Source organism: Streptomyces sp. RP5T (assembly GCF_003933965.1).
GTDB lineage: Bacteria > Actinomycetota > Actinomycetes > Streptomycetales > Streptomycetaceae > Streptomyces.
Window position 1 is genome coordinate 1 of record NZ_RSAJ01000106.1, and the last position, 20113, is coordinate 20113.

At 71.2% G+C, this 20113-nt stretch carries 17 protein-coding genes; 11 read left to right on the forward strand and 6 right to left on the reverse strand.

All coding sequences use genetic code 11. The features are described 5' to 3' along the window. The first annotated feature begins 126 nt into the window (after window positions 1-126). From EHS43_RS14090 to EHS43_RS14115, 6 genes are read left to right on the forward strand one after another with little or no spacing between them, the layout of a single operon-like run. Window positions 127-1413 (forward strand): extracellular solute-binding protein, encoded by a 1287-nt coding sequence (locus tag EHS43_RS14090; protein ID WP_125191115.1) that lies wholly within the window; start codon window positions 127-129, stop codon window positions 1411-1413. After that, window positions 1413-2363: a carbohydrate ABC transporter permease gene (locus EHS43_RS14095; protein WP_125191116.1), complete on the forward strand. Its 951-nt coding sequence runs from the start codon at window positions 1413-1415 to the stop codon at window positions 2361-2363. The genes EHS43_RS14090 and EHS43_RS14095 overlap by 1 nt, the downstream gene beginning before the upstream one ends. Before the next feature lie 14 nt (window positions 2364-2377). Continuing rightward, entirely contained in the window at window positions 2378-3217 is an 840-nt protein-coding gene (locus tag EHS43_RS14100) for a carbohydrate ABC transporter permease (RefSeq protein ID WP_125191117.1), read from the forward strand. Further along, window positions 3214-6138: a glycoside hydrolase family 2 TIM barrel-domain containing protein gene (locus tag EHS43_RS14105; RefSeq protein ID WP_125191118.1), complete on the forward strand. Its 2925-nt coding sequence runs from the start codon at window positions 3214-3216 to the stop codon at window positions 6136-6138. Before EHS43_RS14100 ends, EHS43_RS14105 begins: the two co-directional genes overlap by 4 nt. Window positions 6139-6176: 38 nt before the next feature. Continuing rightward, window positions 6177-8015, forward strand: a complete 1839-nt coding sequence (locus EHS43_RS14110; RefSeq protein WP_125191119.1) for a LamG-like jellyroll fold domain-containing protein — start codon at window positions 6177-6179, stop codon at window positions 8013-8015. 24 nt (window positions 8016-8039) lie between these two features. Next, complete coding sequence (locus EHS43_RS14115; RefSeq protein WP_125191120.1) at window positions 8040-9707, forward strand: PHP domain-containing protein; 1668 nt, start codon at window positions 8040-8042, stop codon at window positions 9705-9707. Between the two features lie 84 nt (window positions 9708-9791). On the opposite strand, the gene EHS43_RS14120 is transcribed toward EHS43_RS14115, so the two are convergent. From EHS43_RS14120 to EHS43_RS14135, 4 genes are read right to left on the reverse strand one after another with little or no spacing between them, the layout of a single operon-like run. Next, window positions 9792-10247 carry a MaoC family dehydratase gene (locus EHS43_RS14120; RefSeq protein ID WP_125191121.1) on the reverse strand — a complete coding sequence of 152 codons (456 nt, stop codon included), beginning with the start codon at window positions 10245-10247 and terminating at the stop codon, window positions 9792-9794. 7 nt (window positions 10248-10254) lie between these two features. Further along, window positions 10255-11757, reverse strand: coding sequence for a long-chain fatty acid--CoA ligase (locus EHS43_RS14125; protein ID WP_125191122.1), 1503 nt, complete (start codon window positions 11755-11757; stop codon window positions 10255-10257). A 10-nt stretch (window positions 11758-11767) separates the two neighbouring features. Further along, window positions 11768-12643 carry an amidohydrolase family protein gene (locus EHS43_RS14130; protein WP_125191123.1) on the reverse strand — a complete coding sequence of 292 codons (876 nt, stop codon included), beginning with the start codon at window positions 12641-12643 and terminating at the stop codon, window positions 11768-11770. Continuing rightward, on the reverse strand, window positions 12643-13560 hold the full coding sequence (locus EHS43_RS14135; protein WP_125191124.1) for an SDR family NAD(P)-dependent oxidoreductase: 918 nt from the start codon (window positions 13558-13560) through the stop codon (window positions 12643-12645). Before EHS43_RS14135 ends, EHS43_RS14130 begins: the two co-directional genes overlap by 1 nt. Window positions 13561-13749: 189 nt before the next feature. Between EHS43_RS14135 and EHS43_RS14140 the strand changes: the two genes are divergently transcribed. Both EHS43_RS14140 and EHS43_RS14145 read left to right on the forward strand, forming a co-directional pair. Next, the gene (locus EHS43_RS14140; RefSeq protein ID WP_125191125.1) at window positions 13750-14169 is read left to right on the forward strand and encodes a MarR family winged helix-turn-helix transcriptional regulator; all 420 of its coding nucleotides are present in this window, start codon (window positions 13750-13752) and stop codon (window positions 14167-14169) included. Continuing rightward, on the forward strand, window positions 14166-14951 hold the full coding sequence (locus tag EHS43_RS14145) for an IclR family transcriptional regulator (RefSeq protein WP_125191126.1): 786 nt from the start codon (window positions 14166-14168) through the stop codon (window positions 14949-14951). The genes EHS43_RS14140 and EHS43_RS14145 overlap by 4 nt, the downstream gene beginning before the upstream one ends. A gap of 6 nt (window positions 14952-14957) precedes the next feature. Here EHS43_RS14145 and EHS43_RS46430 read toward each other — a convergent pair whose 3' ends face one another. Further along, a complete protein-coding gene (locus EHS43_RS46430) occupies window positions 14958-15110 on the reverse strand; it encodes a hypothetical protein (RefSeq protein ID WP_185806243.1) in 153 nt (50 codons plus the stop codon). 85 nt (window positions 15111-15195) lie between these two features. Here EHS43_RS46430 and EHS43_RS14150 point away from each other — a divergent pair, with 85 nt between their 5' ends. Continuing rightward, window positions 15196-16395: a sensor histidine kinase gene (locus EHS43_RS14150; protein WP_125191127.1), complete on the forward strand. Its 1200-nt coding sequence runs from the start codon at window positions 15196-15198 to the stop codon at window positions 16393-16395. Beyond that, window positions 16392-17060, forward strand: coding sequence for a response regulator transcription factor (locus tag EHS43_RS14155; protein ID WP_125191128.1), 669 nt, complete (start codon window positions 16392-16394; stop codon window positions 17058-17060). Before EHS43_RS14150 ends, EHS43_RS14155 begins: the two co-directional genes overlap by 4 nt. On the opposite strand, the gene EHS43_RS14160 is transcribed toward EHS43_RS14155, so the two are convergent. After that, the gene (locus EHS43_RS14160) at window positions 17057-17476 is read right to left on the reverse strand and encodes a glyoxalase/bleomycin resistance/extradiol dioxygenase family protein (protein WP_125191129.1); all 420 of its coding nucleotides are present in this window, start codon (window positions 17474-17476) and stop codon (window positions 17057-17059) included. The two genes, EHS43_RS14155 and EHS43_RS14160, sit on opposite strands and share 4 nt — an antisense overlap. A gap of 201 nt (window positions 17477-17677) precedes the next feature. Here EHS43_RS14160 and EHS43_RS14165 point away from each other — a divergent pair, with 201 nt between their 5' ends. Beyond that, window positions 17678-19765, forward strand: coding sequence for an MMPL family transporter (locus tag EHS43_RS14165; RefSeq protein ID WP_125191130.1), 2088 nt, complete (start codon window positions 17678-17680; stop codon window positions 19763-19765). Window positions 19766-20113: the final 348 nt, after the last annotated feature.

A 20113-nucleotide genomic window follows, 5' to 3' on the forward strand; every position in this document is an offset into this window, starting at 1 on the left:
CGCCACCACCCGGGCCGTCCGCTCCCCCGTCGCCCCATCCGACACCGCACGGCAGCACTGAACCGCAGGCCCCCCACAAGCTCCTCGAATGCACGTCCCGAAAAGATCCGAAAGGCGGTGGGAGCTGTGCGGCTCTCACGAAGAGGTCTGCTCCGCGCGGGCCTGGGCGGTACAGCCGCCGCGGCACTCGGCGGCCTGGCCACCGGTTGTGCCGTTCCGACCGGTTCCACCGGCCGGAACATGGTCCTGTGGTACTGGAGCGGCGGTCTGAGCGACACCGTCGTCAAGAACGCCAAGGCCCGTTACGGCAGTTCGGTGGACCTCCAGGCCATCCAGATCGGCGGCCAGTACCGCTCCAAGCTCATCACCACGATCACCGGCCAGGCCCACATCCCCGACATCGCGGGGCTCAAGGGCGAGGACATGGCCGCCTATCTGCCGAACGCGGACCAGTTCGTCGACCTGCGGACGCTGGGCGCGGAGAAGTACAAGGACCAGTACCTGTCCTGGAAGTGGGACCAGGGCATCGCCGACGACGGCACGATGGTCGGCTTCCCGATCGACTGCGGTCCGGTCGCCCACTACTACCAGTACGACGTGTTCCGCCGGGCGGGACTGCCGTACGAGCCCGACGACGTGACCGCCGAACTCGACACCTGGGAGAAGTTCTTCGACGCCGGCGTGCGGCTGGGCAGGCGCGTCCCGGGGGCGAAGCTGCTCACCGACGTCAACTCCGTCTTCGAGAACGTCGTGCAGCAGGGCGCCGAGCGGTACGTCGACAAGGACCGCCACTTCATCGGCGATCGGGACCACGTGCGCCGGGCCTGGGCGCTGGCCGTCGAGGCCAAGCAGCGGAAGATCGTCTCGGATCTGGTCAGCGGCACCCCCGACCAGCTCTCCGCCATCCAGGACGGCAAGCTGCCGAGCCAGCTCAACGCCTCCTGGGCCTCCTTCGACATCAAGAACGGTGTGCCGAAGACCAAGGGCCGGTGGCGGGTGGCGCAGATGCCCGTGAGTCCCGCCAACAACGGCGGTTCGTTCCTGTCGATCACCAAGGAGTGCCGCGAGCCCGAGCAGGCCTTCGAGATCATCACCTGGATCCTCGACGCGTCCAACCAGGCGCAGGGTTACGTCGACGCGGGCCTCTTCCCCTCGACGCCCGCCTCCTACGGCCTCAAGCAGATGCGGGAGCCCGACCCCTTCTTCGGCGGCCAGGTCACGACCGATGTCTTCGGCCCGGCCGCGCAGAAGATCGTGGTCGCCTACAACAGCCCGTTCGACGTCGCGCTCGGGCAGCCCCTCAAGGACGAGATCAAGAACGTCGGTGTCCTCGGCAAGGACCCCAGGAAGGCCTGGAGTGACGCCATGAGCAAGTGCCGTCGCATCGCGAAGCACCTGGGGGTGAGCTACTGATGGCCGTCCTCGAACAGACCCCGCCCGCGGTGGTCAAGCCCTCGCCCTCGCAGCCCAGGAAGGGCCTGCGCAAGTACTGGCACCTCTACGCCGCGATCTCCCCCTTCTACCTGATCTTCCTCGCCTTCGGCCTCTTCCCCGTCGGCTTCTCGCTCTACCTGTCCTTCCACCGCTGGGACGGCCTCGGCTCCATGGAGTGGGCCGGGCTCTCGCAGTACCGGTACCTGCTGAGCGACAGCGACTTCTGGAACTCGATCGGCAACACGATCGTCATCTGGGCGCTCGCCACCTTCCCCATGATCCTCCTGGCGATGGTCACGGCCGTGATGCTCAACTCCGCGGTACGCTTCAAGGGCCTGTACCGGGTCGCGTACTTCCTGCCGAACGTCACCTCGGTCGTCGCGATCGCCATCGTCTTCGGCTCGATCTTCTCCACCAACGCCGGCATGGTGAACGCCGTCCTGCACGCGGTGGGCATCGACCAGGTGGCCTGGCTGAACACGCCCTGGGGCATCAAGGTCACCATCGCCGCCCTGATGACCTGGCAGTGGACCGGCTACAACGCCATCATCTTCCTGGCCGGCCTCCAGACCATCCCCGGCGAGCTGTACGAGGCGTCGCGCGTGGACGGCGCCGGCCCGGTCCAGACCTTCTTCCGGATCACGCTCCCGCTGCTGCGGCCCACCCTGCTGTTCGTGCTCGTGGTCTCGACGGTCACCGGCCTGCAGAGCTTCTCGGAATCGCAGGTGCTGCTCCAGACCTCGTCCAACGACTCGACGTTCGCGGGTGGTCCGGGTCACTCGGGCCAGACGATGGTCCTCTACTTCTTCCAGCAGACCTTCGACAACAACGACTTCGGCTACGGAGCCGCGGTGGCCTGGGGCATCTTCCTGGTCGTCGTGCTCTTCTCGATCATCAACTGGCGCCTCGTGCAGCGCCGCGGCGACTAGGAAGGGCGCGCCTCATGTCTTCCATCAAGGGATCCCGCCGCAGAGGGATCGCGCTGCACCTTCCGCTGATCATCGGCACCCTGCTCTCGGCCTTCCCGTTCTACTGGGCCGTGATCATGTCGACGCACAGCTCGTCGGAGATCTTCGCCTACCCGCCCAAGCTGCTGCCGGGCACCCACTTCCTGGAGAACGTCCGGGGCCTCTTCGACGCCGTCGACTTCTTCGGGTCGATGTGGAACTCGCTGCTGGTCGCGGTGTCGGTGACCTTCCTGGTGCTGCTCTTCGACTCCCTCGCCGCGTTCGTCTTCGCCAAGTTCACGTTCCCCGGCAAGAACGTGCTGTTCGGGCTGCTCATGGTCATCTTCATGGTGCCGGCCCAGCTCTCGGTCATCCCGCAGTTCGTGATCATGGCGAAGATCGGCTGGATCGGCTCGATGACCGCGCTCATCGTGCCCGCCGCGGCCAACGCCTTCGGCATCTTCTGGATGCGCCAGTACATGAGGACCGCCATCCACGACGAGCTGCTGGACGCCTCCAAGCTGGACGGCGCGAACTTCCTGCGCCAGTACTGGCACGTGGCGCTGCCGGTGGTCCGCCCCGGCCTCGCCTTCCTCGGCATCTTCACCTTCATGGGCCAGTGGAACGACTTCGCCTGGCCCCTGATCGCCCTGACCAACCCCGGCAACGTGACCCTCCAGGTCGCGCTGTCCCAGCTCAACGGCACCCACGGCACCACCGACTACGGCATCGTGATGACCGGCGCCCTGCTCGCCCTCGTCCCGCTGCTGATCGTGTTCGCGATCGGCGCCAAGCAGATCATCGGCGACCTCGCGAAGGGAGCCGTACGCGGATGACGAGCGACCCCCTGCTCGCCCTGCGCCCCTGGGAGGCACCCGAGGTGACCTCCTGGGGCCGGCTGCCCATGAACGCCGTCGACCGGCGCTCCGGAGCACTCCCCCTGGACGGCGACTGGCGTTTCCAGTTGCTGCCCACCCCGGACACGCCGGTCGGCGGCTCCTGGTCGACGCTCCACGTCCCCGGCGCCTGGACGATGCAGGGCACGGACGACCTGCCGCGGTACCTCAACGTCCGCATGCCGTTCCCGGAGTTCCCGCCCCACTCGCCCGCCGCCAACCCGACGGGGGTCCACGAACGCGAGGTGGACGTCCCCGCCGACTGGGCCGGACGCCGGATCGTGCTCCAGGTCGGGGCCGCCGGGAGCGTGCTCCTCGTGCACGTGGACGGGCGGCCCGTCGGCGTCTCCAAGGACTCCCACCTGGCGGCCGAGTTCGACCTGACGGAACTGGTGCGGCCCGGCGAGCGGTCCGTCGTACGGCTGACCGTGGTCAAGTGGTCGGACGCCTCGCACATCGAGGACCAGGACCAGTGGTGGCACGGCGGGATCACCCGCTCGGTGCTGCTGTACGCGACGGATCCGCTGCATCTGTCCGACGTGACCGTGCGGGCCCGCGCCGACGGCTCGTTGCGGGTCGACTGCCGGGTGCGGGACGCGGGGGGCGCGCTGCCCGAGGGGTGGTACGTCAGCGGGGAGCTGGACGGCCTCGCGCTGCCGCAGGACACGGAGTTCGACCGGTTCAACCGCGAGGACGAGCGGGTCTCCGACTTCCTCGGCGAGGCACGGCTGCGGACCGTCGTCGAGGACGTCCGCACCTGGAACGCCGAGACGCCCGAGCTGTACGACCTGACCGTGCGGCTGCACCGCGCCGACGGCACGGTCGCCGACACCGCACGGCACCGGATGGGCTTCCGGGACGTCGAGGTCACCGGCCGGGACCTCCTGGTCAACGGCGAGCGGGTGTTCGTCCGGGGCGTGAACCGGCACGACTTCCACCCGCTGACCGGGCGGACGGTGTCGTACGACGACATGCGCGCGGACCTGGTCACGCTCAAGAGGTTCGGGTTCAACGCGATCCGCACCTCCCACTACCCGAACGACCCCGCGCTCTACGACCTCGCCGACGAACTCGGGTTCTACGTCGTCGACGAGGCGGACATCGAGTCGCACGACCACGCCCACGAGATCGCCGACGACCCGCGCTATCTGAACGCCTTCGTGGACCGGGTCTCGCGGATGGTGCTGCGGGACAAGAACCATCCCTCGGTCGTCGTCTGGTCCCTGGGCAACGAGTCCGACTACGGGGCGAACCACGACGCGGCCGCGGGCTGGGTGCGCCGGCACGATCCCACCCGGCCGGTCCAGTACGAGGGCGCCGCCAAGCTCGACTGGGCGGCGCGCGGTGACGCCACCGACATCGCGTGCCCGATGTACGCCTCCCTGCAGGAGTGCGTGGACCACGCGCTCTCCGGACGCCAGACCAAGCCGCTGATCTGGTGCGAGTACTCGCACGCCATGGGCAACAGCAACGGCACCCTCGCGGACCATTGGGCGGCCATCGAGTCAACGCCAGGTCTTCAGGGCGGGTTCATCTGGGAGTTCTGGGACCACGGCATTCTCCAGCGTGTGAACGACGGCAGACCGGTCGGGCGTGGGGGCGCCGGGCTCTATGACAACGGTGTCGCCGCGCCCGGACACCGCTGGGCGTACGGCGGCGACTTCGGCGAGAGCGACCACGACGGCGCCTTCATCGCGGACGGCGTGGTCCTCCCCGACCGCACGCCCAAGCCGGTGATGTACGAGCACCGGGAGATCGCGGCGCCGGTGCGCATCGAGTGCTTCCGGCACGAGGGCATCGTGCTCGGCAACCACCAGCACTTCCGGGGACTCTCCTGGCTGGCCGGCGAGTGGGAGCTGTCCCTGGCCGACGGCCGCACCCTGACCGCGCCCGCCGTACTGCCCGATCTGCGGCCCGGTGAGACGGCGGCGGTACCGCTGCCGTTCGAGCTGCCCGAGGACGGCGGCGAGGCGTGGCTGACGCTGCGGGTGACGACCGCCGGGGACGAACCCTGGGCGCCGCGCGGCACGGTGGTGTGCCTGCCGCAGGTGCGGCTGCGCGCGGCGGAGCCGCAGGCCCCGAAGGCGGTGCGGAATCGTTCCGTCAAGGTCGACGACGACGGTCTCCTGGTCCATCCGCTGCTCACCCGCGCCCCCACGCTGTCCCTGTGGCGGGCGCCCACCGACAACGACGAGCTGGGCGGGAAGGCGTCGCGCTGGCGCGGCTGGGGACTGGACTCCCTGGTGCGCAAGGTCGCGCACATCCGGCAGACCTCCGGACGGGTCACGGTGCGCGCCGAGTACGCCTGCGACGCCGGTGTCGTGCGTCATGTGCAGGTCCTCACCGCGGTCGAGGGCGGCCTCCACGTCGAGGAGTCGGCCGAGCTGCCGGACGCCCTCGCCGACGTGGCCCGGGTCGGCTCCGTCTTCGAGACGGTCGCCGGGCTCGACCTGATGGAGTGGTACGGCCAGGGCCCCTGGGAGTCGTACCCGGACCGCGCCTTCGGGGCGCCGGTCGGCCATCACTCGGTGCCCGTGGACGAGCTGTTCACCCCCTACCTGCGCCCGCAGGAGAGCGGCGGCCGGCACGGGGTACGGCACTTCACTCTCTCGGCGCCGGACGCCACCGGCCTCACGGTCGTCCTGGACGAACCGCGCCAGGTCGGGGTGAGCCGCTACCGCGCCGCGGACCTGACCGGCGCGGCCCACCACGCCGAGCTGGTCCCCCGGGCGGGCTGCGTGGTGCACATCGACGCGGCCCACCGCGGCCTCGGCACCGCCTCGTGCGGCCCCGACACCTTCGCCTCCTACCTCGTCGCGCCGGGCGTCCACCGCTGGAGCTGGACGCTGCGCGCGCTCTGATCCCCCTTCTGACTTTCACGTCCCTTCCTGGAGCACACGTGTGTACTTCGCATGAGCACGACCACGGCCAGGAGGCCGCGCAGGCCGGTGCCGGCCGGCGCAGTTTCCTGCGGGCCACGGCGCTGCTGGGCGCCGCGGCCACGGCGGCCGCCGCCGTGCCCGCCGCCGCGGCCGAGGCCGCCCCCGCGTCCTCGGCCGGCCGGCACCCCGACCCCGACAGCCGGCGCTTCACGCTCGCCGTCATGCCCGACACGCAGTACCTCTTCGACGGGCCGAGCATCGACAAGGCACCCGTCGAGGCCGCTCTGCGCTATCTGCTGGAGCACGGGAAGGAGGAGAACATCGTCTTCCTGTCCCACCTCGGCGACCTCACGCAGAACGGGGCACCGGCCGAGTTCGCCGCGATCGGCGACGCGTTCGATCTGCTGGACCGGCGCGGGGTGGGCTACAGCGTCCTCGCGGGCAACCACGACGTGAAGTCGTCCACCACCGACCAGCGCGGCGCGACCGCGTACCTGGACGTGTTCGGCCCGGACCGGTTCAAGGGGCACAGAACCTTCGGCGGCGCCTCCCCCGACGGCTACAACACCTACCACCTCTTCCGGGCCGCGGGCCGCGAGTGGATGGTCCTCGCGCTGGACTGGCGGCTCTCGGACCAGGGTCACGCCTGGGCGAGGAGCGTCCTGGCCGCCCACCCGAGGACCCCGGTCGTCCTGACCACGCACGAGCTGGTCGTCGAGGACGACAGCCTGTCGGCGTACGGGCAGCAGCTGTGGGACCGGCTGGTCAAGGACCACGACCAGATCTTCCTCACCCTCAACGGCCACTACTGGCCCGCGGGCCGGGCAACCCGCAGGAACACGGCGGGCAACGACGTCCACCTGCACCTGACGAACTATCAGAACCGTTACTTCGGCGGCGCGGCCATGATCCGCCTGTACCGCTTCGACCTCGACCGCGGGGTGATCGACGTGGAGACGGTCTCCCCGTGGATCCTCGGCCGGGCCGGGAAGGGCCTCAACGAGCTGGAGCGGCAGGAGATCGAACTCAGCGGCGACGCGGACCGGTTCACCGTCGACATCGACTTCGAGAAGCGCTTCTCCGGCTTCGCCCCGGTGCCCGCGCGTGCGTCCCGACCGGCGTCGAGGATGCTGATACCGGGTACGGCGGCGTACTGGCGTTTCGACTCGGCGGTCTCCGGCAAGGTCCGTGATCTCTCCGGCCGCGGCAACGACCTCACCGTGGTGTCGGTCGGCGGCGGCACGCTCGGCTGGTCCGCCGACCACCACCCCGACCAGCCCGGACACGGCAGCCTGGAGTTCCAGGGCCACAAGTCGCCGCTGACGGGCGCCTATCTGCAGACGGTCGACAAGGCGCCGCTCAACTCGGCCGAGTTCAGGGACGGTTACACCATCGAGGTGTTCTACCGCATGCCCGCCGACTGGGACCCGGACCACAACGCCTGGGCGGGGCTGATCAGCCGGCGGGGCACCGGCGGCGCGGCGGGCAAGACCGCGGACGACCCCGACGAGCCGCTCGCCACGCTCTCGCTGTCCAACGACCGTGAGCCCCAGTGGGCCATGCGGCCCCTCAACCAGCAGGGCATCGCCACCAACTGGGGCCAGGAGACCCCGCTGGAGACCTGGTGGCACCTCGCCGTCGTCAACGACGGCAGGCACACCACGCTGTACGTGCAGGGCTGCCCGGTGGTCCGCAACCCGAAGGCGCCCGCCGTAGGGATCGCCTCGGTCGGGAAGCCGTGGCTGCTCGGCGGCTACACCTACGCGGACACGATCGACCAGATCCTCCACGGCCGGCTCGGTGACGTCCGGATCGTGTCGCGGGCGCTGCCCGTCTCCTCCTTCATGACGCACTGACCCGACTCACCCCCTGGGATCACCATGCACGAGCAGCAACTGCCCTCCTGGGCCGACCCGTCCGTCTCCCCCGCCGACCTCGACGCGCAGGGCGTGTCGAGACGTGGGCTCCTGCGCCGTGCGGGCCTGTTCGGCGCGGCCTTCGCGCTGGGCTCGGCGACTCCGGCGCTGGCCGCCGCGGACCGCCCCCGCCTGGGCGGCGACGACCCCCGCCTCGCCTACCTCGTCGGCGACCACCACGTGCACTCCGTCTACAGCCACGACGCGAAGTACACCTTCTCCCAGCAGGCGAAGGCCGCCGCCAGGTACGGCCTGGACTGGATGGTGTTCAACGAGCACTCCAACTTCGGACACGCGCAGTACGGCGCCAAGCTGGAGCACGCGGAGATCGTCAGGGCCCGCGCGCAGAACCCGCGCCAGCTGATCTTCCAGGGCCTGGAGTGGTACATCCCGGCCGCCGAGCACTGCACGGTGTTCGCGGCCCCCGGCCCCCACGAGACCGATCTGCTCACGCAGTTCGAGCTGGCCTATGACGGCAAGCTGCTCGGCTACACCGAGGGCTCCGCGGGCGCGGCGGACACCGCCCGCAACGAGGCGCACGCCGTGAAGGCGATCAAGTGGCTGGCGGATCAGCGCCGTTCGGGCTACGTGGACGACGTGCTCGTCATCGCCAACCACCCGCTGCGGCTCGGCATCGACTCCCCGCACGAGATGCGGAACTGGCGGGACGCGGCCCCCGAGATCATGATCGGCATGGAGGGCGCGCCCGGCGCCCAGGGGGCGGCGATCCCCGGCTGGCGGGGCGCCACGTCGATCCGGGGCGAGTACGAGAACAAGCCGTCGGCGCAGTCGTGGGCGGGCTATCCGGCGGACGCGTATCTGACGTACGGCGGCTTCGACTGGGCGACGGCGACCGTCGGCGGGCTGTGGGACGCGATGCTGGCCGAGGGCCGGCTGTTCTCGGTCACCACCAACTCCGACAACCACCGCACCGTCTTCGACACGTGGAAGAACGGCGACTGGGCGGCCGGGCAGAACTTCGACAACACCGGCAAGCTGCCCGACCCGGTGAACACCGACACCCCGCAGCCCGGCAGCGACTTCTGGCCCGGCGAGTTCAGCCGCACCCACGTCGGCGTGACCCGCTACGGCTACCGCGCGGTGATGGCGGGCCTGCGCGCGGGCCGGGTCTGGGTGGACCACGGGCATCTGCTCGACGGGCTCGACGTCCGGCTGAAGCGGGACTGCGACGCCGGGCGCGGTGTGACGCTGGGCGGGCGGCTGCGGGTCCGCAAGGGCGAGCGGATCACGCTGTACGTCACCGTCACGAGCGCCTCCCGGCCCAACCCGCAGGGAATCCTGCCCGAGTTGGCGCACGTGGACGTGATCCGGGGCGCGGTGCGCGGTCCGGTGAGCGACCGGGACGGCTGGAAGGCGCCCGACACCAGGGTCGTGCAGACCAAGGACGTGTCCGGCCGGAAGGGGACGTACACCCTGCGCATCCCGCTGACCGCCGGGGACGAGTCCTTCTACGTCCGGCTGCGCGGCAGCGACGGCAAGCGGCACGGCACCGGGTACCTCGGTGCCTCGGTCGACCCGCACGGCCCGATTCCGCACGAGCCCGGCAACGGCGACCCGTGGGCGGACACGTGGTTCTACTCCAACCCGGTCTTCGTCGACGTCACCGGCTGAGGCAGGCGCCCCGAAGGGGCGCGGGGAACCGCGCGATCAGCCACAACGATCCCGCGGTTCCCCACTGCCACCGCACGGAACTTCCTAGGCGTAGAACCGGGACAGGCTCTGCAGCACCGCCGCCGGCTTGGCGCCGCCCTCGATCTCGATCGCCCCGTCGACGGTGATCTGGACGCCGCCCGGCACATCCTCGACCTCCGTGAGCTTTGCGGCCAGGCGGATGCGCGAGCCCACCTTCACCGGCGAGGGGAAACGGACCTTGTTCAGGCCGTAGTTGACCTTCGTCGTCACGCCCTGGACGTCCAGCAGCTCGGTGAAGAGCGGGATGAAGAGGGACAGGGTGAGGTAGCCGTGGGCGATGGGGGCGCCGAAGGGGCCCGCCGCGGCCTTCTCGGGGTCCACGTGGATCCACTGATGGTCGCCCGTGGCGTCGGCGAAGGTGTCGATGCGCTCCTGGGTGACCTCGATCCACTCGCTGGTGCCGAGGTCGCTGCCCGCGAGCTTCTTCAGTTCGTCGAGGCCGTTCACGGTGAGGCTCATGGGTTTCCTAACTGTTGCCGTAGCGCTTGCGCACCCGGGACTTGAGGAGCTTGCCGGAGGCGGTGCGCGGGAGTCCGTCCGCGACCACCACCGACTTGGGGATCTTGTACTTGGCGAGCCGGCCGGACAGGGAGGCCAGGATCTCGTCGGGGTCGGGCGTGGCGCCCTCGCGCGGCACGACGACCGCCCTCGGCACCTCGCCCCACTTCTCGTCCGGGACGCCGATGACCGCGCACTCGGCGATGTCCGGGTGGCCGAGGAGGAGGTCCTCGATCTCGGCGGGGTAGATGTTCTCGCCGCCGGAGATGATCATGTCCTTGATGCGGTCGACGACGAAGACGTACCCGTCCTCGTCGACGCGGGCCGCGTCCCCGCTGCGGAACCAGCCGTCCGCGAAGGAGGCGGCGGTCTCCTCGGGCAGTCCCCAGTAGCCGGGCATGACGTTCGGGCCGCGGAGCACGATCTCGCCGGTCTCGCCGATGCCGACGGGGGCCAGGTCCGGCCGCACCACCCGGACATCGGTGAAGAAGTGCGGCACGCCCGCCGAACCCGCCTTGCCGATGGCGTGCTCGGCGTCCAGGAACAGGGTGCCGGGAGAGGCCTCCGTCATGCCGTAGCCCTGGAGGAAGGTCAGCCCGCGCTCCTGGTAGGCGGCGATCAGGGGTGTCGACACCGGGGAGCCGCCGCAGGTCAGGATGCGCAGGGAGGACAGGTCCGCTCCCGGCCAGCGCGGGTGCCTCGCCACCTGCTCGAACATCGTCGGCACGCCGAACATGAACGTGATCCGGTGCTGTTCGATCAGGTCGAAGGTGGCGTCGGGGTCGAAGGACTCGACCAGGACGCAGGTGCCGCCCTTGAGCAGCACCGGCAGGGTCAGCATGTTCAGGCCCGCCGTGTGGAACAACGGGGCGGAGACCAGGGCACGTTCGTCGGCGATCAGGTCGGTGTCGACGAGGACGTTGATCGCGTTCCACGTCAGGTTGCCGTGGGTGAGCATGGCGCCCTTGGGACGCCCGGTGGTGCCCGAGGTGTACATGATGATGCAGGTGTCGTCGGGCGTGACCGGCTCGTCGATCGGCTCGGCCGGTGACTCGGTGAGCAACTGCTCGTACTCCGGGCCGACTTCGACGTACGTGCGGACGTCGGTGCTGCCCGGCAGTCCGGCGACGAGAGCTTTGGACGCCGGCCCGTAAATGAGCGCCCTGGCGCCGGAGTCGGAGAGCTGGTAGCCGATCTCCGGTCCGGCGAGGCGGGTGTTGAGGGGGACGAAGACCGCGCCGAGGGTGCCGGCGGCGAACAGCGTCTCCAGGTAGGAGGGATGGTTGGGGCCGAGGTAGGCGACCCGGTCGCCGCGCCGGATGCCCCGGGCGCGCAGGGCGTGCGCGAGGCGGGTGACACGGGTGTGCAGACCGGCGTACGAGAGGGTCGTGTCGCCGTGGATCAGGGCGGTGCGGTGCGGGGTCTTGCGGGCCCGGCGTGCGGGCCACGAACCCAGTCCCTCGTTGCGCATCTGGGGCCCCTTACGGCTTGGTCAGCCCGAGCAGACGGGCGGCGTTCTCCTTGAGGATCCTCGGCCTCACCTCGTCCTTGATCGACAGCTTCTCGAAGTCGGCGAGCCAGCGGTCGGGGGTGAGGACGGGGAAGTCGGAGCCGAAGAGGACCTTGTCCTTGAGCAGCGTGTTCGCGTACTGCACCAGCTGCGGCGGGAAGTACTTCGGCGACCAGCCGGACAGGTCGATGTGCACGCCCGGCTTGTGCGTGGCGACGGCGAGGGCCTCGTCCTGCCAGGGGAACGACGGGTGCGCCAGGATGATCTTCAGGTGCGGGAAGTCGGCGGCCACGTCGTCCACGTGCAGGGGGTTGGAGTACTTGAGGCGGATGCCGCCGCCGCCCGGGACCCCGGCGCCGATGCCGGTCTGGCCGGTGTGGAAGAGGGCGATCGCGCCGGTCTCCTCGATGACCTCGTAGAGGTCGTACGCCACCGAGCGGTCGTTGGGGAAGAAGCCCTGGATGCTGGGGTGGAACTTGAAGCCCCTCACCCCGTACTCCTCGACCAGGCGGCGGGCCTGCTTGACGCCCGCCTTCCCGCGGAAGGGGTCGATGGAGGCGAAGGGGATCAGCACGTCGGAGTTGGCGGCGGCGGCCTCGGCGACCTCCTCGTTGGGGACGGGCGCGGTGCCGGTCGCGGACTCGGCGTCCACCGTGAAGATCACGGCGGCCATCCTCCGCTCGCGGTAGTAGGCGGCGGTCTCCTCAAGGGTCGGCTTCCGCTTGCCCTCCACCTTGAAGTAGGCGGAGGAGGCGTCGTGCAGGTCGTCGTCCAGCGAGGAGTGGCCCTTGGAGGAGACCTCCGCGTGGGTGTGCACGTCGATGGCGACCAGTTCGTCGATGTCCATCACGCCTCCGGGAACTTCGGCGCCGGGATGCCGACCGTCTGGAGCTCGGCACCGACCGAGGTGGGGAAGGCGTCGGCCAGGGTGCCGGGGGTCCAGCCGCCGTCCGCGTACGCCGCCCTGATCTCCTGCGGATGGGACCAGAGTGCCACCTTGTCGCCGCCGATGCCGATGGCCTGGCCGGTGATGCCCCGGGCGGCCTCGGAGGCGAGGAAGGGCACGAGGGCGGCGCAGTCCTCAGGGGTGCCGAAGCCCTCGCCCTTGCGGAGGAAGTCCGGGAGCGGCTCGCCGTTCCTCATGGCCTCGATGTACGGGGCGAAGGCGGGGATGGTCTCGGTCATCGCGGTGGCCGCGACGGGCACGATCGCGTTGACGGTGATGTTCGCGCGGCCCAGTTCCATGGACCAGGTGCGGGCGAAGGCGGCGATGCCGGCCTTGGCGGCGGCGTAGTTCGTCTGCCCGAAGTTGCCGCGCTGGCCGGCCGGGGAGCCGACCAGGATCAGGGTGCCGCCCTCGCCCTGCTCGCGCATCCGCACGGCGGCGGCGCGGGCGCAGGTGAAGGTGCCCTTGAGGTGGGTGGTGATCACCGCGTCGAAGTCGTCGTCGGTCATCTTCCACAGCACCTTGTCGCGCAGGATGCCGGCGTTGGTGACCAGGACGTCGAGCCGCCCGAACTCCTCCACGGCCCGGTTGACGAGCCGCTCGGCGGCCTCGGTGGTGCCGACCGGGACGACCTCGGCGACCGCGGTGCCGCCCGCCTCGGCGATGGACTTCACGGCCTGCTCGGCTACCGCCTCGTCGACGTCGTTGACGACCACCCGGGCGCCGTGGGCGGCGAGGGCGTGCGCGTAGGCGAGTCCGAGGCCCCGGCCGCTGCCGGTGACGACGGCGACCTTGCCGGTGAGATCGATGCTGGACACGGATGGAGTCCCTTCCACATGGGCTGCGGCTACGAGATCGAAGCTAAGAGCAATAATTGGTGACGTCAATAGTTGTTGGCGACCTTCGGGTGCGTCATGCTGGAATCTCCCTGACACACCGAGCACGAGGAGCCCGCCATCACACGCCAGCACGTCACCCCGAAGCCCATCGACTCGGAGGAGCCGTGGATGCGCGGGCTGCACGCGGACACCGGTTACCTGCTCTACCGCCTGGGCCTGCGCTCGGGTCAGTTGTTCAACACGTTCCTCCAGGAGTCGGGCCTGCGGCTGCGGCACTACGCGGTGCTGCGCTATCTCGCCGGCTCCGAGGGTGCTCTCCAGCGCGAGCTGAGCACGCGGCTCGGCTACGACCCCAGCGCGATCGTCGGCCTGGTCGACGACCTGGAGAAGCTGGGCATGACCGAGCGCCGGCCCTCCCCCGACGACCGCCGCAGCAAGATCGTCGTACTGACCGAGGCCGGCCGGGCCTTCCTGCGCGGGACCGACGAGGCGGGCAGACGGGTCACCAACGACCTGCTCGCCCCGCTCGACCCGGCCGAACGGGAGACGCTCCAGGCCCTCCTGCTGAGAGTCGCCGACCAACCATGACCGCGCTCCCGCACTCCCGGCTCGGCTCGCGCGGGGGCTCCCCGACCGCCCCGGACCGCCTGCTGTCCGTGCTCGCCGCGTTCGACCACGACCATCCGGCGCTGTCCCTGACCGACATCAGCAGACGGGCCGGGCTGACGCTGACGACCACGCACCGGCTGGTGGGCGCGCTGGCCGACTGGGGCGCGCTGGAACGCGACGACGCCGGGGTCTACCACGTCGGGCTGCGCCTGTGGGAGGTCGCCGCGCTCGCGCCGCGCGGGGTCGCGCTCCGGCAGCTCGCGCTGCCGTACCTGGAGGACCTGTACGAGGCCACCCACGAGAACGTGCAGCTGGCGGTGCGGGACGGCGCGGACGTCGTCTACATCGAGTGGATCGCGGGCCGTTCGTCGGTCGGAGTGCACATCCGGGTCGGGGCGCGCTGGCCGCTGCACGCGACCGGGGTCGGCCTGGTGCTGCTGGCGCACTGCGAGCCGCGCGAGCAGGAGGAGTACTGCGCGAGCCCGCTCGCCGTCTTCACGCCGTACACCCTCGCCGAGCCGGCTGAACTGCGCAGGGTGCTGGCCGAGGTGCGGCGCACCGGGGTCGCGGTGAGCAGCCGTCAGGTCACCGACGACGCCCTGTCGGTGGCCGCCCCCGTGCGCGGCCCCGACGGGAAGGTGGTCGCGGCGGTCTCGGTGGTCGTGCCGCAGGCCGACGCCCAGGTGCCGGTGCTGGTCCCGGCGGTGCGGCTGGCGGGACTGGGCATATCCCGGGCCCTGGGGTGGCGACCGGAGCGGTGACGCGCCTCAGCGGTGGAGCCAGCGGGTCATCCGGCCGCGGGTGTTCGCCACGTCGACCATCTCGGCGAGGTCGGGCATGCCGTCCCCACGCAGGATCTCGACGACGTCCGTCGCCTCACGGACGAGTGTCCCCCAACGGTCCCGGCGCGTCCGTGCCAAGTGGGCCGGATATCCCTCTCACCGGTGAGGCCCCCGCCGCCTCGGGCTCGTGATACTGGAACGGCCCCGGCCCCGAGGAGCCGTCATGTTCGCCGTCCGGTCCTGGTACGTCCCCGTCGTGACCCGTGTGAGGACGACGAACCCGTACGTCGTCGACGGCGCGCTCGCCGTGCTGGTGCTGTTCGCCGCGTCCTTGCAGTGGCTGTTCCCGGACGAGGGCGACGATCCGCTGAGCCTGGTGGGCTGGCTGCTGGGCGCCGCCACCGCGGTGCCGCTCCTCTGGCGTCGCCGCTTCCCCTACGCCTGCGCCCTGGCCGTGTCGGCGGCCACCACGGCGATGGCCTACCACCACGCGCCGCCCCCCGACATGCTCTACGGCGGACTGGTCGTCCTGTACACCATGGCCGCCCGGGGCCTGCCCTGGCAGCGCCGTTCCATGCTGGCGGGCTGGCTGCTCGGCGCCGTGCTGACCATGCAGCACAAGGAGCACTCCGAGCCCTTCGAGTACGCCTTCCACGTCACCGGCATGATCTGCGCCTACGGCCTCGGCGTCCTGGCCCGCGTCCAGCGGGCGTACACCGCCGCCGTCGAGGACCGGGCCCGCCGGCTGGAGCGGGAGCGGGCCGCGGAGACCGCCCGGGCCATCGCCCAGGAACGCTCCCGCATCGCCCGGGACATGCACGACATCCTGGCGCACGCGGTGAGTCTGATGGTCGTGCAGGCGGAGGCCGGACCGGTCGTGGTGCGCAGCGACCCGGACCGCGCGGAGGCCGCCTTCGACGCGATCGCGGCCAGCGGCCGGGACGCCATGACCCAACTGCGGCGGATTCTGGGCGTGTTGAAGGAGGAGGAGCGCCGGGGCGGTGCCGTCCGGCTGCCGCAGCCGGATCTCGCCGGGCTGCCCGGACTGGTCGGCCAGGTCGCCGAATCGACCGGGTTGCGCGTCGAGTTGAGCGTCCGCGGCCAGGCGGCCCGCCCGCTGCCCCCGGACACCGAGGTCGCCGCCTACCGAGCGGTGCAGGAAGCCCTGACCAACACGGTCAAGCACGCGTACGCTTCCTGCGCACAGGTGGAACTCGACTGGGCGGAGGACGGGTTGACCCTCACGGTGACCGACGACGGCAGGGGCCCCGCACACACGGCGGGCGGCCACGGGCTGATCGGGCTCAGGGAGCGGGCGGCCGCCTGCGGGGGCGGCGCCGAGGCCGGTCCCGGTCCGGAGGGGGGCTTCCGGGTCGTCGTCCGGCTGCCCGCGAGCGCGGACCGGGAAGCGGCCCTCGGGTGAGCATCCGGGTGGTCGTCGCCGACGACCAGGAACTGGTCCGCAGCGGTTTCACCATGATCCTTCAGGCGCAGCAGGACATCGAGGTGGTCGCCGAGGCCGGGGACGGCGCCGAGGCGGTCGACGCGGTGCGCCGGCACACCCCCGACGTCCTGCTCCTCGACATCCGGATGCCGGTCATGGACGGCCTGGAGGCGGCCCGGCGCGTGTGCGCACAGTCGGGCTGCAAGGTGGTCATGCTGACCACCTTCGACCTCGACGAGTACGTGTACGACGCGCTGTACGCGGGCGCCAGCGGTTTCCTCCTCAAGGACGTGCGCCGGGACGACCTCGTGCACGCGGTCCGCGTGGTGGCGGGCGGCGACTCGCTGCTCGCGCCGACGATCACCCGCCGCCTGGTCGCGGACGTCGTGCGCCGCCGCCGCGAGGAGGCCGCCACCGGGACCACCCCCGAGCGCCTGGACGTCCTGACGGCCCGCGAGGTGGAGACCCTGCGGATGCTGGCCCGGGGACTGTCCAACGCGGAGATCGCCACGACCCTGTTCGTGAGCGAGCACACGGTGAAGACCCATGTCAGCAACGTCCTGGGCAAGTTGGGGCTGAGAGACCGGGTGCAGGCCGTGATCTGCGCCTACGAGACGGGCCTGGTGACGCCGGGCGCGCCCTAGTCCCCGGGCTGGTCGCCGAGTTCGGTGAACAATGTCAGCTGGAGCGAACCAGGCGCCTCCAACCTGGAGTTCAGGGAGTTCCACGGTGTGCGGGTCGGCTCGGCGACGACTTGCGCACCCGCCTTGGCCAGCCTGGCCGTGGTGGCGGTCGAGTCGTCCACCTCGAAGGCCACCCGGACGTGCCCGGCGACCCGCCGCCCCACCTCGACCTCGTCGATGAACGCGGCGTGGTTCGGATCCGTCAGCTCCAGCGTCGCGCGCCCCGCCTCCAGGATGGTCACCCGCCCGTCCGGCGACGAGAACGCGGCCCGTTCGGGCAGCCCGAGGACGTCCCGGTAGAAGCGCAACGCCTCGTCGTAGTCCTCCGCCGTGACGACGAGCCGGAGTTCACGGACGGCGGGCGGTACCTCGGACATGGGGCCTCCTCATGGGTGTCTGCCAGGTCAACTCCTGGGCCGGTACCGAGGATTCCTCCCCCGCGGGAGTGAGGAAGCACCCCGCCTCACCCGTACGACGGAGGCTCCGAAACCGCCCGCCCCGGCGATCCGGCGGGCACGCCCGCGGCAGCAGTCTGAGAGGGCCAGCCATCGACACCGCCAACCCGCCGGGAGGCCCCCGTGCTCTCCACACTCGCCCGGGCGGCGACCCGCCGCCCGCTGACCGTCATCGGCCTGTGGGCCGCCTTCCTGCTGCTGGGCTTCGGGCTCGGGACGGGCGTCTTCGCCGATCTCTCCGACGACGTGCCCGACGTGCCCGGCACCGAGTCCGACCTGGGCGACGACCATCTCTCCGCCGTGGACCCGGCCGGCGAGTCCGTCACCGCGGTCGTCGCGGGCGAGGACGTCTCCGGCGCGGCCCTGCGCGCCCGGGTCGAGCGGACCGTCGCCGAGGTCCGCGCGATCGCCGGGGTGGCCGACGTGCCGGACCCGTACGCCACCCCCGGTCTCACCGCCCGGGACGGACAGGCCCTGATCATCCCCGTCACCTTCGAGGGCGGCCTCAGCGACGAGGACGAGGAGAAGGCGACGGACACGGCCGTCGAGACGATCAAGCGGATCGACGCGCCCGACGTCCACGTCAGCGGTGGCGAACTGCTCGGCCGGCAGCTCGGCGAGCGCGCCCAGGAGGACGTGAGGAACGCCGAGTTGATCTCCCTGCCGGTCGTACTCGCCCTGCTGCTCGTCGTGTTCGGCGGACTGCGTGCCGCCGCGCTGCCGCTGGTGATCGCGGTGAGCGGAATCGCGGGGGCCTTCCTCGGACTGTTCGCGTTCAGCCAGGTCACCGACATCTCGGTGTACGCGATCCAGGTCACCACCATGCTCGGGCTCGGACTCGCCGTCGACTACGCCCTGTTGATGCTGGTCCGCTTCCGCGAGGAACGACGGCACACCGACGACGTGGTGCGGGCCGTGCACCGTACGGTCGACGCGGCCGGCCGGACCGTGCTGTTCTCCGGGCTGACCGTGGCGGTCAGCCTGACCGGTCTGCTGGTCTTCCCGAGCGTGTTCCTGCGCAGCATGGGCCTGGCGGTCGCGGCCGTCGTCGTGGTCGACATGCTGGCCGCGGTCACGCTGCTGCCCGCTCTGCTCACCAAGTTCGGCGGGCGGATCCGTCCCGCGAAGACGCGTTCCGAGGACGAGGAGGGCCGGTCCTTCGCCCGGCTCGCCCGCTTCGCGCAGCGCCGCCGGGTCGCCGTCCTGGTCACCGTGGTCCCGGCCCTGTTGCTCCTGGCCCTGCCCGTGACCGGCCTGCGCATCGCCATCGGCGACGCCCGGCAGCTGCCCGCCGGCACGGAGGCACGCCAGTTGTACGACACCGTGGACGCGCACTTCCCGAAGGGCACCGGCGTCTCCCCCGTGGTCGTCCTCCTCAGGCCCGGCACCGACGCCGCGACCGCCGACCGGATCCGCGCCCTGGCCCCGGACGCCGAGTCCCGTGACCTGCCGGGCGGCAACGCCGTCGTGGAACTGCGCCCGCCCGGCTCGGTGGACGGACGGGCGGCCACCGACCTCGTCGAGCGGGTCCGGGACGTGCGCGGCGGCGAGCCCGTCGAGGTGACCGGGGTCGCGGCCCGGCTGGTCGACTTCCGGGCGATGCTGGCCGACCGGGCGCCCTGGGCGGCGCTGACCGTGCTGGCCGCCGTCTTCGTCCTGCTGTTCGCGTTCACCGGCTCGGTGCTGATCCCGCTGCGCACGATCGCGACCACCCTGCTCAGCCTGGGCGCGGCGCTCGGCGTGGTGGCGTGGGTCTTCCAGGACGGCCACGGGGCGGGGCTGCTCGGCGGCGAGGGACTGGGCGCGCTGAGCCTGACCGCGCCGCCGCTGATCGTGTCGATCGCCTTCGGGCTCGCCATGGACTACGAGCTGTTCATCCTGGCCCGCATGCGGGAGGCCCGGCAGCGGACCGGCGACGACCGGGAGGCCGTCGTGACGGGGCTGCGCCGGTCCGGGCGGGTCGTCACCTGTGCCGCGCTGCTCCTCGCGGTCGTGTTCGGCGCCTTCATGACCGGCGGGTTCTCCCCCATCCTCCAGATCGGCCTCGGCCTGACCCTCGCGGTCCTGATCGACGCGACGGTCGTACGGATGCTGCTGGTCCCGGCGACCATGGCCCTCCTCGGCCGCCACGCCTGGTGGGCGCCGAACCCACTGCGGCGGGTGCACGCCCGTTTCGGGCTACGGGAGACGTCCGCGTCGGCGAACGCCTGACGACGAGCAACGGCGGTGGCCCCGCCCACCTCGACTGGGGCCACCGCCGTTCCGCCACGCTGTCCTGCAGCGGGCGCACGCGCCGCAGGCCAACTACGGGGAGCCCCGCGCACCCACCGACGACCGGAACCCCCTCGCCGGTCTCATCGGAATCTCAGCCCGCAGCCCGGTGATTCAAAGGATCGGCCAAGGTGTGGGGCGCACGATGCACACGCAAGGGCTGATATCCCAGAAAGGCCTGCCGTGGGCGACTCGCACATATCGAACCGGTCCGAGCAGTCGGAGACGTGGTCCCGGCGCGGGATCCTCGCCGCGCTCGGTGCCGTACCGGCCGCAGCCCTGCTGACG

Coding starts and splice junctions, on each gene's coding strand:
- EHS43_RS14140 (WP_125191125.1), top strand. CDS start 13,750: ATGCGCGGGCTGCACGCGGACACCGGTTACCTGCTCTACCGCCTGGGC.
- EHS43_RS14160 (WP_125191129.1), bottom strand. CDS start 17,476: ATGTCCGAGGTACCGCCCGCCGTCCGTGAACTCCGGCTCGTCGTCACG.
- EHS43_RS14095 (WP_125191116.1), top strand. CDS start 1,413: ATGGCCGTCCTCGAACAGACCCCGCCCGCGGTGGTCAAGCCCTCGCCC.
- EHS43_RS14120 (WP_125191121.1), bottom strand. CDS start 10,247: ATGAGCCTCACCGTGAACGGCCTCGACGAACTGAAGAAGCTCGCGGGC.
- EHS43_RS14145 (WP_125191126.1), top strand. CDS start 14,166: ATGACCGCGCTCCCGCACTCCCGGCTCGGCTCGCGCGGGGGCTCCCCG.
- EHS43_RS14115 (WP_125191120.1), top strand. CDS start 8,040: ATGCACGAGCAGCAACTGCCCTCCTGGGCCGACCCGTCCGTCTCCCCC.
- EHS43_RS14150 (WP_125191127.1), top strand. CDS start 15,196: ATGTTCGCCGTCCGGTCCTGGTACGTCCCCGTCGTGACCCGTGTGAGG.
- EHS43_RS14100 (WP_125191117.1), top strand. CDS start 2,378: ATGTCTTCCATCAAGGGATCCCGCCGCAGAGGGATCGCGCTGCACCTT.
- EHS43_RS14130 (WP_125191123.1), bottom strand. CDS start 12,643: ATGGACATCGACGAACTGGTCGCCATCGACGTGCACACCCACGCGGAG.
- EHS43_RS14125 (WP_125191122.1), bottom strand. CDS start 11,757: ATGCGCAACGAGGGACTGGGTTCGTGGCCCGCACGCCGGGCCCGCAAG.
- EHS43_RS14105 (WP_125191118.1), top strand. CDS start 3,214: ATGACGAGCGACCCCCTGCTCGCCCTGCGCCCCTGGGAGGCACCCGAG.